11 protein-coding genes are annotated in these 13,604 nt (G+C 53.0%); 8 read left to right on the top strand and 3 right to left on the bottom strand.

The window, feature by feature from the left end; all coding sequences use genetic code 11:
- Nucleotides 1-93: 93 nt before the first annotated feature.
- On the bottom strand, nucleotides 94-1,746 hold the full coding sequence (locus tag JNJ77_13255) for an HD domain-containing protein (protein ID MBL8823550.1): 1,653 nt from the start codon (nucleotides 1,744-1,746) through the stop codon (nucleotides 94-96).
- Nucleotides 1,747-1,862: 116 nt separating this feature from the next.
- Between JNJ77_13255 and JNJ77_13250 the strand changes: the two genes are divergently transcribed.
- Nucleotides 1,863-2,738 carry a PhnD/SsuA/transferrin family substrate-binding protein gene (locus tag JNJ77_13250; GenBank protein ID MBL8823549.1) on the top strand — a complete coding sequence of 292 codons (876 nt, stop codon included), beginning with the start codon at nucleotides 1,863-1,865 and terminating at the stop codon, nucleotides 2,736-2,738.
- An 80-nt stretch (nucleotides 2,739-2,818) separates the two neighbouring features.
- Here JNJ77_13250 and JNJ77_13245 read toward each other — a convergent pair whose 3' ends face one another.
- Nucleotides 2,819-4,075 carry a Glu/Leu/Phe/Val dehydrogenase gene (locus JNJ77_13245; GenBank protein ID MBL8823548.1) on the bottom strand — a complete coding sequence of 419 codons (1,257 nt, stop codon included), beginning with the start codon at nucleotides 4,073-4,075 and terminating at the stop codon, nucleotides 2,819-2,821.
- A 1,569-nt stretch (nucleotides 4,076-5,644) separates the two neighbouring features.
- Here JNJ77_13245 and JNJ77_13240 point away from each other — a divergent pair.
- The 7 genes from JNJ77_13240 to JNJ77_13210 all read left to right on the top strand — a co-directional run bounded on the left by JNJ77_13240 (nucleotide 5,645) and on the right by JNJ77_13210 (nucleotide 12,539).
- On the top strand, nucleotides 5,645-5,875 hold the full coding sequence (locus JNJ77_13240) for a hypothetical protein (GenBank protein MBL8823547.1): 231 nt from the start codon (nucleotides 5,645-5,647) through the stop codon (nucleotides 5,873-5,875).
- A gap of 126 nt (nucleotides 5,876-6,001) precedes the next feature.
- Complete coding sequence (locus JNJ77_13235) at nucleotides 6,002-6,574, top strand: Rrf2 family transcriptional regulator (GenBank protein MBL8823546.1); 573 nt, start codon at nucleotides 6,002-6,004, stop codon at nucleotides 6,572-6,574.
- 11 nt (nucleotides 6,575-6,585) lie between these two features.
- Nucleotides 6,586-8,025 carry a Fe-S cluster assembly protein SufB gene (gene sufB / locus JNJ77_13230; GenBank protein MBL8823545.1) on the top strand — a complete coding sequence of 480 codons (1,440 nt, stop codon included), beginning with the start codon at nucleotides 6,586-6,588 and terminating at the stop codon, nucleotides 8,023-8,025.
- 155 nt (nucleotides 8,026-8,180) lie between these two features.
- Nucleotides 8,181-8,429 (top strand): hypothetical protein, encoded by a 249-nt coding sequence (locus JNJ77_13225; protein ID MBL8823544.1) that lies wholly within the window; start codon nucleotides 8,181-8,183, stop codon nucleotides 8,427-8,429.
- A gap of 158 nt (nucleotides 8,430-8,587) precedes the next feature.
- The gene (sufC, locus tag JNJ77_13220; GenBank protein MBL8823543.1) at nucleotides 8,588-9,355 is read left to right on the top strand and encodes a Fe-S cluster assembly ATPase SufC; all 768 of its coding nucleotides are present in this window, start codon (nucleotides 8,588-8,590) and stop codon (nucleotides 9,353-9,355) included.
- Nucleotides 9,356-9,436: 81 nt separating this feature from the next.
- Nucleotides 9,437-10,759, top strand: coding sequence for a Fe-S cluster assembly protein SufD (gene sufD / locus JNJ77_13215; GenBank protein ID MBL8823542.1), 1,323 nt, complete (start codon nucleotides 9,437-9,439; stop codon nucleotides 10,757-10,759).
- A 7-nt stretch (nucleotides 10,760-10,766) separates the two neighbouring features.
- A complete protein-coding gene (locus tag JNJ77_13210) occupies nucleotides 10,767-12,539 on the top strand; it encodes a SufS family cysteine desulfurase (protein ID MBL8823541.1) in 1,773 nt (590 codons plus the stop codon).
- A gap of 25 nt (nucleotides 12,540-12,564) precedes the next feature.
- Here the strand turns inward: JNJ77_13210 and JNJ77_13205 are convergent, their stop codons facing one another.
- Nucleotides 12,565-12,834 (bottom strand): hypothetical protein, encoded by a 270-nt coding sequence (locus JNJ77_13205; GenBank protein ID MBL8823540.1) that lies wholly within the window; start codon nucleotides 12,832-12,834, stop codon nucleotides 12,565-12,567.
- Nucleotides 12,835-13,604 lie beyond the last annotated feature (770 nt).

Here is a 13,604-nt window from a genome sequence, read left to right as displayed (position 1 = left end):
TGGAACAAGCTCTCTGCATTTTGTTATTGTTACTGATGGCATAGACGCTCATCATCGCGTCATTTCAACGGAAACAGATGACCACGTTCCTGTTTATCGATGCTGCCGTGGTAATACGGAAGGATCGATGCAACTGGTATTGGTGCCATGATCGACATCGAGGAAAGATTGGCTAATCGAGGCGGGGTGAATGGCTTCTTCGGGTTCTTCCAGCACAACACGCTGTGAGTAAGACTCTTCGATTTTCTCGCGTTGACGGAGGAAAGCTGCTGCTGCTTCCGGGTCAAACTGTTTGCCTGCCTTGGTGCGGATTTCATCAAAAGCACGCTGCATGGAAAGCCCACTGCGGTAAGGCCTGTCTGAGGTCATGGCATCAAAGGCATCTGCCACGGCAACGATGCGGGCCAGGAGCGGAATCTGCTCGCCTTTGAGTCCATCCGGGTATCCGCCGCCATCCCATTGTTCATGATGGCTGCGAACGATGGGGATCGCTGGTGTCAGTTCGGGTATGGCCATCAGGATTGACGCACCCTTAGTGGTGTGCGACTTCATTATCTCATATTCTTCGTGTGTCAGATTGGTGCGCTTGCGGAGAATGGAGTCATCGATGCCAATCTTGCCGATATCGTGCAGCGGCGTGCCAATCTGCACCCAGCGTGCATCTTCAGCACTTAACTTGAGTTCCTGGGCGATGATCAAAGAGTAATCGGTGACACGCTGCGTATGGTTGCCCGTATAGGCGTCTCGCATTTCGACTGCCTGAGCCAGTGCAGTAACGGTACGCAGAAACAGTTCACGTTGTTGTTCGACTAATTGAGCGACTTCAATGCCTGCTGAAACACTGGCAGCGAGGGCATCAGCCAGTTGCAGATCATCGTTGGTGAAAGGCTCTTTTAGTGGACCACGATCGAGGTGCAAAACGCCCAGCTGTTTGCGAGGGGAGCGGAGCAGAGCACAGATGACGGAACTCATGGTGCCATCGGCAATGCTGTTGGCAACGGCCAGTTCCGGCGAATGAGTGACATCGCGACACAGAACAGATTCTGCCTTGTCAAAACATCGGCGGGCAATGCTCTTGCTGAAGTATACCCGGCCTTTGGATTCCTTGTCCTTGGTTGCAACTGCTTTCAGTACCAAATCGTTGCTGTCTTCATTGGAAAGCACGATGGCGGCACGCTGGGCATCGAGTGCTGAGACAGCATCATCGAGAACGGAGCGAAGCAGGTCGTCGAGGGAATTGGCATGAACCAGATGATGGCCGGCACGCAACAGTGCCATCAGCCTGTCGCCAGAGCGAGGTTTGTTGATGTGCTGGAAAGCAACGCTTTCGAGTGCACGGTGCCAGGAATTGGTGCTGGATGCCTGTATCTGCAGGCCACCGGTCGGTGGTTCTTCGGGTTCACTGGGGCCATCTTCACAGACAGCTACCACCATGACCAGGTTGCCAAACTGGATGACGTCACGGACTTTGATTTTGCGATCAGTGCGACCAACTTTAACACCGTTCAGATAGGTGCCATTGGTGCTGCCCAGATCGCGGACAATCCAACCCTGGTCAGTAGCAGCTAATTCACCATGTCGTCGGCTGATGGAGGCATCGTTCAGAACGATTTCGAGATGTTCATAGCGACCGATGCGCAGCAACGATTCCGATTCCCAGTATTTGCCCTCAACCTGGGGACCTACACCGCGAAGTCGGATGCGCCGCTGGGCCACAAAACGGTTCCCTTCTCTGTCTGAAGCCATACCATGACTTCAAGAACGAATTTTTGACGACAAAGCCTCTCATCGAGTATAATTTGCGTTTTCCTGCTGGGCAAGCGTTCAAGGCCAGACTTCAGGGATTATGAGGAATATACACCATGCTGACAACACGCCGGAATTGGTTACAGGCAATACTCGCCTCCGGAATACTGGTTCCCTGGAGTTCCATCCGGGCGGCCTCCCATGAGCCGGTGAAGGTGGCTTTATTAGAGAGTGTTTTTGCCGGGCAGGATCGTGACAAGGTGGTTGAACAGATCAAGCCTTTTGCTGAGATCATTCAGAAAGACACGAAAACCGACGCAGTTTTTGATGTGGTGACCTTATCGCAGGTCGAATCTGAGTTCAAAACAGGAAAGATACAACTGGTAATTCTAACGGGTCTGGAATACGCCTGGTTGCAAGTTGCTTATCCGGAAGCCAAAGCGCTCCTGGTAGCCAGCATTGATGAAGGCTCGACACGAACGGTAGTGGTTACCAAGGAAAGCGATACAGCCAAGGATTTGAAAGACCTATCAGGCGCCAAAGTTGCCATCCCTGATCGTATACCGTTTGTTTCGCAATATTATCTGCAGGCAACGCTGGGTCAGCCTTTGGATAAGGCATTCCAACAGAAGAAATCTGGCAATGTTGATGAAACGCTGGAAGAAGTTCTCGATGGCAATGCTCGGGCCGCGATTGTTACAGGTGCAGGCATGGAAGTTTTCAAGGAACGCAAGCCAGGCAGATTCAAGAAGCTGAAGGCGATCCATACTTCGATGGATTTCCCCCCTGCTACGGTGATGTACAACGAAAAGCATGCAGACAAGGATGCGTTGGCTAAATTCAAAGATGCATTGCTGAAATCGAACGAGAAGCCTGAAGGCGCCCGCGTGCTGACGCTGTATAAGCTCAAAGGGTTTGAAGAAGTTCCTGCAGGCTTTGAACAGAAGGTGAAGGAGGTAGCGAAGGCATATCCGCGGAAGAGTCAGGGGTGAGGTTTCAGGGGTCGGGGTTGAGGGGCGAAATGAGAAGACAGGAATTAGATGCCTGTCTTCTCACCCTTGACCTCTGACTCTTATGGGTACAAACCGCGGATGTCTTTTTCGCGGGCTACCTTTTCTACGCCGAGTGTCAGTGCTGCGATACGGTTGTTCTTGAAGTCACGTTCTTTGGCCAGTTTCCTGACTCTGGAATACGCATCTTCCATCAGTCGCTGTAATCGTTTCTGCACTTCAGCTTCATCCCAGAAGAGTTGCTGCAGATCCTGCACCCATTCGAAGTAGCTGACGGTGACACCACCAGCGTTGCAAAGGATATCAGGTATGATCACGATGCCTCGTTCTTCGAGGATGTCATCCGCTTCAGGTGTCGTGGGGCCATTGGCACCTTCAGCAATGATCTTGCATTGCAGCTTCCCTGCATTTTCTGCTGTGATCACCCGTTCCAGCGCTGCTGGCACCAACACGGTGCATTTCATGTTGAGCATTTCTTTCGGATCAACTTTTTTCGCCTTGGGGAAATCAGGCAAGCCCTTGGGGTTTTCATTCACATGCTTGATCAATGCTGGAATATCGAGCCCATCTTCATTCATGATCGCACCATAGCGATCAGAGACGGCAAGAATCTTGACGCCACGCTGGACCAGCTCATTGCAAGCGACCGATCCCACGTTGCCAAACCCCTGCACGACGGCAGTAGCCTGCTTGGGATCAATGCTGTATTCCTTGAGAGCACACATGATCGTGTAGACAACACCACGACCCGTCGCTTCACGGCGACCCAGACAGCCACCAATTTCAACCGGTTTGCCGGTGACAATTTCGGGGCAGGCATGGCCAATACTCATGGAGTAGGTATCCATGATCCAGGCCATCGTCTGTTCATCGGTGCCGACATCCGGTGCCATCACGTCGACGCGAGGCCCGATCATCGGCAGCAGTTCTTCGGTGTAGCGCCTGGTGATGCGTTCCAGTTCGCGTTTGCTATGCTTGACTGGGTCAACCGTGATGCCACCTTTGCCACCGCCGAAAGGCAGATTCATCAGGCCACATTTCCACGACATCCACATGGCCAGTGCTGCTACTTCACCAAGATCTACGGCGGTGTGATACCGCAGCCCACCCTTGGCCGGCCCGCTGGTAATGTGATGCTGAACACGGAAGCCGTTGAAGACTCGCGTCGAGCCATCGTCAAGGCGAACGGGAATGCTGACAATGAAACATCGCTTGGGTACGCTGAGTCGATCAAGAATTCCCGGTTCCAGTTCGCTTCGCTCGGCGACTTTGACCATCTGCTGGCGAGCCATGCGGAACACCGGCGACACATCCAGCATGGGATGTTCGGTGAAGACAATGTTCTTGTGTTTGATCGCCTCTTTGGATACTGCCACGTCATATCTCCTGCAAGTAAACAGGGGGAGAGGTTTTGGGAGAAGAACAGACGAAGCTTAATGTAGCAGGGGCATGGGTTGGATGCCACTGGAACCGGGTGGCTTAGCCCCAAAGGGGCGAGAGAGGAGAGCCCAGGGCACCGCCCTGGGAGCATGAAACCATGAGATTTCTCAGCCTCACCGGGGAGGGATAACTGTGAATCGTGAGTGTGTTATCTCGCCCTTTCAGGGCTTTCTCCGACTTTGGCTTCTTTCCCCAGGGCAGTGCCCTGGGCTAAATTGCCCCGGCCCGTTGGGCCTGAGAACCTGTATCTTATTGGATGGATTGACGTGGATGCGACTGTTGCCATAGTCGCGAGGCGTATCACATGCTGAATCGCTATTCTGCTTTTGGTTGGTCTATTGTGCTCGCACCAAGATGGAGTGCGGAGATCATCCAAGAGACTGCATTAGGAGAGCCTGCCAGGTATTTGACTATTGTTCCGGAGACCAACGATGCGTCACTCCGGCTAACACCTGACGAACGCGGCATCATGAGTGCTGCTAAGTGGGTAGAATGGGTTGGTCACACTGATCGGGCCAGGGGGCGGCGGGTTTCAGACAATCGGAGTGGAGATTTCACTGGTAACTTTGTGGACTTTGTTTCAGGTGACGAATGGATTCGGGGGTGGGCGCTGTGTGCCAATTCTATGCCACTCAGTGTATGTTACCGTTGCAAGGTAAGTGCTGCCGGCCGTGACGATCAGGTTGTGGATAGAATGTTGAACACACTTCGATTAGAACAAATAACGAGATGACATCCCAAACAAGCCCACCCAAGGCACCTCCGCTCTGGAGCGATCCCGCATGACCAACTTCGTACACCCTACGCTGTTGACAGACAAGCTTTACGAATACTCCCTGGCAGTTGGGTTGCGGGAGCCGATGGTGTTTCGCACAGTTGCCATCGTTTGCCGGTACTCCGGCTAACGATGCCGGGGTACAGGATGGTTCCGTCCTGGTTAGGTCGAGTACGACCAAACCAGGGCACCCGGCCACGGTTCACAGGCCAAAGTGCCATGCCCGCCCTCAAGGCGGGCATGGTGAATTTGGATACCGTGTCAAATCACACTTACCAAGTTCACCTTGGGGGTGAGCATGGCACCCAAGCTGTTCAAGGTTAGGACTTTTGCCAACCCGGTCCGATGTGCCGGCCCCGGGAAGACACGACCTCGCGCCACTCCGACCTGCTCAGCGGCGGCTCACCGTTATCCGCTCTAGCCGCCAAGTCCTCAAGGCAGTTGCGGAGCCAATCTGGCCAGCCCTCGCTCTCGACCGATTGTGTATGCTCACCGGCCCGCCGCGCCGCCTGATGGAACAGCCGTTGATTCTCGGACGTGAACTCACGCAAGTCCAAGAACCGCTCAACCAATTGCTGGTCGGACTTGCGAAACCAGGGGCCGAACCCGACGTGCTCCTCATCTTCGGGTCCCGGTAACTGGGCCAGCAGCCAGTCACGCAGTTCTCTCGCTGATGTCGAGGCGTCAAGATGCTCCGCCACCACGTGGAGGACAGCATCGTAAGCCGACCACCTACGGGCGAAACACCGACCGTCGGATAGTACCAAAAAGCCCGAAGCCACCCATCGCCTCCGAAGCCAAGCCTATATTGAATAACGCAGTAACTTCGCTGCACAATCACTTCGCCATACTCATTGCTTACTCTATCCAAGTCAAACAATTTCTCCTTGGTATGCCAATGTAATCGCAACCACTTTTATTGAGACTTCGTCTCAATAAAAATTTCCTTATCTAAATGCCCCATAAGCACTTAAATCATTCACTTATCTGTAGACTATTGCAGAGACGAGTCTAGAATGCCAGCAGCATCATGAAAATCACAGCTCAAGAAGAATATGGATTGCGTTGCCTGTTGCAGATTGCCCGGGCGGGGGAAAAGAACAGCCTGAGCATTGCCGAGATTGCTGAGCGCGAAGGGCTTTCCACCCCTTATGCTGCCAAGATGCTCAGCCTGCTTCGACAGGTGGGGTTCATCGACAGCACCCTGGGGCGGTCGGGTGGGTACAAACTCGCCAAGCCTCCTCATGAACTGGGCCTGGGAACCGTGCTGCTGGCGATTGGCGAAAGGCTCTTTGAAGAAAGCGAGTATTGCCAGAAGCATGCAGGTACTGAAACCGAAGGTACTTGTGTCCATCATTCTTCGTGCAACCTGCGTTCGCTCTGGCAAACGCTGGAAAGTTGCATGCAGCATATTCTTGATGGCCTGACGCTGGCCGATCTGCTCGATGACAAGACGCACTGGGCAACGATGGTGCAGCAGCGTTTGGCGATGCCCATAGGTAGCCGAGGCGATGAGAGTCGCCCACGGCCTGCTGTGATGAATCTGAACATCCGTGTACCGATGAAAAATACAGTATCGGTGCATTCATCTGAAACAACTTAGCCAGGATCTGTATGCCTACTGATACGCAGACATTGCAAGAACTCGCGAGCCGCGAATATGCGGAAGGCTTCTATTCCGAAATAGAAGCTGACCAGATTCCACCCGGTTTGACGGAAGACACGATCCGCCTGATCTCGCGGAAGAAGAACGAACCAGCATTCATGCTCGAGTTCCGTCTGAAAGCGTTTCGCAACTGGCTCAAAATGGAAGAGCCTCGCTGGTGGCCTAACCTCAAGATCGGTCCAATCGATTATCAGTCGTTGAGCTACTATTCCGCGCCGAGTTTGAAGGTAGACAAACAGGAACTCGACAAGGTCTTTGAAAAGCTGGGCATCTCGCTCGAAGAAAAAGAAAGGCTGACAGGCAACAGCAATGTCGCGGTCGATGCGGTTTTCGACAGTGTTTCGGTAAAGACCACGTTCCAGAAAGAACTGGCCAGCAAGGGGATTATCTTCTGTTCGTTCAGCGAAGCGATTCAGCATCACCCGGAACTGGTCGAGAAGTACATGGGCTCGGTGGTGCCTGCCAACGACAACTACTTCGCAGCGCTGAACTCCGCGGTCTTTTCCGATGGCAGCTTCGTTTACATCCCCAAGGGTGTCCGCTGCCCGATGGAACTGAGCACCTACTTCCGCATCAATGCGGCAGGCACCGGCCAGTTTGAACGGACGCTCATCATTGCTGAAGAAGGTGCCTACGTCAGCTACCTGGAAGGCTGCACCGCTCCGATGCGTGATGAAAACCAGTTGCATGCTGCGGTGGTGGAACTGATTGCAGTAGGTGACAAAGCACAAATCAAGTACAGCACCGTTCAGAACTGGTACCCCGGCGATGAAGAGGGAAAAGGGGGCATTTACAACTTTGTCACCAAGCGGGGCATCTGCAAAGGGTTCGCTTCCAAGATCAGTTGGACGCAGGTGGAAACCGGCTCAGCTATCACTTGGAAATACCCAAGCGTGATTCTGCAAGGTAACGATTCAGTGGGCGAGTTTTATTCGGTAGCTTTGACCAAAGCGAAACAACAGGCCGATACCGGCACCAAGATGGTACATCTGGGCAAGAACACCAGCAGCACCATTGTCAGTAAAGGCATCTCGGCAGGCAACGGCCAGAATACCTACCGTGGCCTGGTGAAGATCAACAAAGGTGCTGACAATGCCCGCAACTATTCGCAGTGCGATTCAATGCTGCTGGGCGACCGCTGCGGAGCACACACGTTCCCGTATATCGAGGTGAAAAACCCAACAGCCCAGGTGGAACACGAAGCAAGCACCAGCAAGATTGGCGAAGACCAGATCTTCTATTGCAACCAGCGCGGCATCAGCAGCGAAGATGCGGTCAGCATGATCGTGAACGGCTTCTGCAAGGAAGTGTTCAAAGAGCTGCCTATGGAGTTTGCAGTGGAAGCCCAGAAGCTGCTGGGCATCAGCCTGGAAGGAAGCGTGGGGTGATGAGTAGATGACTAGCTCATGCAGCAAATAATGCTGAGGTTCATCTATACATTAGCGAACGATACCTTCATGACTTTGATGACGAACCTCGGAATGATCAGCAAGCCGATCACGAGAAAGGAACCGAACGATTAGCAAGCATTACACAGTATCCGTTGAACCAGTCGGAGTTGCCTCCTCTGCCACCATGGTACCGGCGATGGATATCAGCTCTCTGGCGGCTGTTCCCTTGCACTATCCAGTGGAGTATTACGGGGACGATTCTTGTCGGCCTCCTCGTTCTGCTTGTCCAGTGGGGAGGCGACGTGGAGACTGGAATGCTGGCCGGCCTGATATTCGGAGCAGCACTCGGCCTGTACTTCGACATCCGCTCTGCCATGGACGGCGAGACGATTGATGATTGAAGGTACGACATGAAGGAAAACACCTGGTTCCACATTTGCCATCAATAAGCACAGTGGTGCTAAACAAAACAGCATGAATGTATGCCTGTGAATTTCAACCGGATGATCGCATCGTGCAATCGTCCAATTCATCTCGAAATCTATCTGAAGACAAGACAATGCTCACCATCGAAAACCTCCATGCCCGTGTTGAAGATAAGGAAATCCTGAAAGGCCTGACTCTCGAAGTCAGGCCGGGCGAAGTGCATGCCATCATGGGGCCAAACGGCTCAGGCAAAAGCACTCTTGCCGGCGTGCTCGCAGGCAAAGAAGCCTTCGAAGTCACCGAAGGTTCCGTCACCTTCAACGGCAAAGACCTGCTCGAACTCGACCCAGAAGAACGGGCATGCGAAGGGCTGTTCCTGGCTTTCCAGTACCCGGTGGAAATTCCCGGCGTAGGCAACACCTACTTCCTGCGTGCCGCCCTCAATGCCAAACGCAAGTACCAAGGGTTGCCTGAACTCGATGCATCCCAGTTCATGAAACTGGTGCGTGAGAAGCTCAAGCTCATCCACATGAGCGAAGAACTGCTCAAGCGGCCAGTGAACGAAGGTTTCTCCGGCGGCGAGAAGAAACGCAACGAAATTTTTCAGATGGCAGTGCTCGACCCTAAGCTGGCCATCCTTGATGAAACCGATTCAGGCCTTGATATCGATGCCCTCAAAGTGGTGTCAGAAGGCGTCAATGCCCTTCGCAACGATAATCGTGCCTTCGTGGTCATTACGCACTATCAGCGTTTACTGAACTACATCGTGCCCGATTTTGTGCACGTGCTGGTGGATGGCCGCATCGTCAAATCGGGTGGCAAGGAACTTGCCCTGGAACTCGAATCCAAGGGCTACGATGGCATCAAAGCTGATCTGAAAAAACAACTGGTGAAAGCCTGATTCTCCCCTCTCCCCTGGAGGGAGAGGGGTTGGGGGTGAGGGGGTTCTTCTAGTCAGGCACATTTTGAATACGAGACAATAATGAGCATCGCAAAACAGAAAGCATCAAGTGAACAATTGGCATTGAAAAGCCAGATGCTGAGTGCGTTTGAAACGTTCGAAAAATCCGTCGCCGACACCGATACACCATTCCTGCGTCGGCTGCGAAGCAGTGCGATTGCCCGCTTCGATGAACTCGGCTTTCCGGGCAGCAAAGATGAGGAATGGCGATTCACGCCGTTGAACAAGCTGTACCAGCACACTTTCCCGCTCGCCAAAAATCAATCTGAACCGCTGACTGACCCCTTTGCCATCCCCAACACTATTCGGGTCGTCTGCACCGATGGCTTCTTCCGGCCGGAACTGTCACAGCTAGAGGGGCTGCCCGCTGGTTGCACTATTCTCAGTCTCAATGATGCTCTCACCAGTAAAGCTGAACTGGTTGAAAACCACTTGGCACGTCACGCTACCTTCGATGATCGGGTCTTTGCTGCCCTGGGCACCGCATTTCTGCAGGATGGCGTCTTCATCCACCTCTCGCGAGAGTGTGTTATTGAACAGCCCATCCACCTGATCTTCCAGGAATCAGGCCGGGGCGTGATGGCATTTCCCCGTATCCTGGTGCTGGCTGACAAACACAGCCAGGCGACCATCATCGAAACGCATCATTCCGCTGGTGAAAAACCCGATCTGACAGTTGCAGTCAGCGAATTTGTTCTCTGCGTGGAAGCCCGCATTGATCATTACCGTGTCAACGATGTCGCCACCACCAGTTTCCATTTCCTCACCCAGCAGACCCGGCAATGCCGGGGCAGCAACTTCCGCTCGCATGCCTTCACGCATGGTGGCGACCTGGTGCGAAACGATCTCTTCGCCAACCTCACCGCGGAGAACTGCGAGACCACGCTCAACGGCCTCTATACCGCCGATGCCAGCAGGCTGATCGATAACCACACCACCATCGATCATGCTATGCCCCACTGCAACAGTCATGAAATCTACAAGGGTATCATCGCGGACAAGGGCAAAGGCGTTTTCAACGGAAAGATTTTCGTCAGGCAGGATGCCCAGAAGACTGATGCCAAGCAGACCAACCAGACGCTGCTGCTATCCCCTGATGCCACCATCGATACCAAGCCTCAGCTCGAAATTTTTGCTGATGATGTCAAGTGCACGCACGGTGCCACCGTCGGGCAGCTCGATGCGGACATGCTTTTTTATCTCCGTTCACGAGGCATCAGCGTTCCCGAAGCGGAAACCATGCTGACCTTTGCCTTTGCCAATGAACTGATCAGCCGGGTGAATATCCCGGCACTGCGGGAAGAACTGGAACATCGGTTTCTGAACACCAGCGTTTCGGAGTAACGTTTTCATGTCCGCTTCGCTGAAATCGAAACGCGATACCATAGCAGCGCCGCCAGGCTTGCTGAATGTTCGTGGCGATTTCCCGATTTTTGAGCAACCCATGCGGGGCAGACCGTTGGTCTATCTCGATAGCGGCGCTTCCACCCAGAAGCCGCAAGTGGTGATTGATGCGGTCGGCGATTACTACGAAAAGCACCACGCCAACATTCATCGAGGCAACTACGAACTCAGCGTGGAAGCGACCGCACTCTACGAACAGGCCCGCGAGAAAGTCGCCCGCTTTCTGAACGCCAAAGAATCCTGTGAGATCATCTTCACCCGCGGCACCACCGAAAGCATCAATCTGGTGGCTTCATCCCTGGGTAGGCTTTTGCTCAAGCCTGGCGATGAGATCATTGTTTCCACGCTGGAACATCACTCGAACATTGTCCCCTGGCAGTTGGCCTGCGAACAGTATGGTGCGGTGCTGAAAGTCATCCCCATCAATGATGCGGGCGAGTTGATTCTGGATGAATATCGCAAACTGCTGTCGCCCCGCACTCGCATCGTGGCTGTGACACATCTTTCCAATGCCTTGGGCAGTGTGATTGACATTGCCCACATCACGAAACTGGCTCACGGAGTTGGAGCAGTGGTGCTGGTCGATGGTGCTCAGTGGGTAGCCCATCACCCCACCGATGTGCAGTCGCTCGATGTCGATTTCTATGCCTTCTCAGGCCACAAGCTCTATGGCCCCACCGGTATCGGCGTGCTTTACGGTAAACGTGCCTGGCTGGAGGAGATGCCACCTTATCAGGGTGGTGGCGATATGATCCGCCAGGTCACCTTCGCCAAGACAACCTATGCCGACTTGCCTAACAAGTTTGAAGCGGGCACGCCTCACATTGCCGGTGCAGTGGGGCTGGGTACCGCCATCGATTACCTGCAGAAACAAGGCTTGGACAAGGTCGCCCGACACGAAGAGGTACTGCTGAAGTATCTCGAAAGGCGACTGCACGAAGTGCCCGGCCTGCGGATCATTGGTCAAGCGAAACACCAATCAGGCTGCATCTCCTTCGTGCTGGAAAATCCTTACCAGGCTGCTTACGATGTCGGGCTGCGACTCGATGTCGATGGTATCGCCGTTCGCACTGGCCACCATTGCTGTATGCCTTTGATGGACAGACTCGGCATCAATGCGACTATCCGTGCCAGCCTGGGGGTGTATAACACATCGCACGATATCGATGTACTTGTGGAATCGCTGAAGACACTTCGCCAGGAACGATCCAGTCAACCTGCCATCTCTCTACAAATGGGAAATGACTTCAACTTTCCCGAAGCCAGTGCCACATCCCCCGAAACTGCTGCAGAGCAGTTGATCGATGAATTTTCGTTTCTGGATGACTGGGCCGATCGTTACCAGTACATCATTGACCTGGGAAACAAGCTACCTGCTTTCCCGGAGAGTGAACGCATCGAGGCGAATCGGGTGCATGGCTGCCAAAGCACCGTCTACCTCTCGGCCCGCAAGCGACCAGGCACAATGGATACCCTCGATTTCATCGCGGAAAGCGATGCCGACATCGTCAAAGGATTGATTGCCATCCTGCAACGCCTCTTCGCCGGTCAGAAGGCTTCGGCCATTCTAGTCTTTGACATCGATGGCTTCCTGGAAAAGCTGGGTCTCGACAAACACCTCGCCCTCACCCGCCGCAATGGCCTGGCCAGCATGATCCAACGCATCAAATCCCTCGCCCAGGCCATCGAATCAGCCTGCGTGGGTTGTGTGAAGTGTTAGTTGCATTATTGGGAATTCGTAATCTTCACCGAGTCAGATCAAAATTACTGATCACCTTATCCAGCATCGGTTCGTTGATTTCATCCAGATCGACATTCGCTTCCAGGATGAGATGATCTTCACACGAGTTATACACCATGAGATGCAGTCTGGAACGGGCGGCATCCAGCTCGGCAATGGCATCCTGCGTGCGGCCTGATTTGCTCCAACACAGCGTATCTTCAGGCCAGAATCCATGGGCCCGCAATAACCGGCTGGACATTTCAACATTAGGAGTGGTATGTGGTGCAATCATGTAACGAATGTAACAAGATGCTGGGTACGGCTACAATTGCAGCTGGCGATTGCGACATAGCTATGTCATTTCAATGACAGTAAAGTTCATCAAGATGTCAGTAACATTACTTTCGGAATAATTGCAACTTGGAACAAGCCCACGAACAGAAGGGCTAACGGAAATGCTTTCAAACAAGTAACTGCCGTCGCTGCCAGATCAGCTTAATGCAGAATTTTTTAGTGAACTCACCATTCCAGTTAATTTCAAACCCCTCGGCACGGAGACAATCACAAACCTCATGTGCAATATCAAGCGCCTTCTGTTGGTAAATCGAATTCTCAACTTCTTCATTATCAGGCGAAAACCAACCATATGCAAAACAAATCGATAGGAGTGTGCTTTCTGCTAACGAATCAGGCACATTTTGATCAATAAAGAATGTGTACCCACGCAATCTCTCGCGGAAACCTGGAGAACGACTTTCTATGACGTCAATGCGATCTGAAAGTTCACCTATAGTGCATGTGTCACAACAAGGCGAGGCTTGCCATAGCAGAATTCCACGTTCACGTAATGCCGACTCGACTCTGTCAAGCCGATCACAATCCGTCTCTTTCGGCCAAATTGCCTGTTCTTCTTTAAGCTGATTAGAGCATTTTCAAAAACCATCTTGCGCATTCAGGTAATACATGAAATACTGTGACGTGTCCATGTCATGGAGTCACAGATGAAAGCGTACTCGGTTGATTTACGTGAGCGGGTGTTGGCAGACTTTCAGGGAGGCATGA

Source organism: Planctomycetia bacterium (genome assembly GCA_016795155.1).
Lineage (GTDB): Bacteria > Planctomycetota > Planctomycetia > Gemmatales > HRBIN36 > JAEUIE01.
The sequence above is the reverse complement of the archived record's forward strand: the minus strand, read 5'-3'. Positions and strand labels throughout refer to the sequence as shown.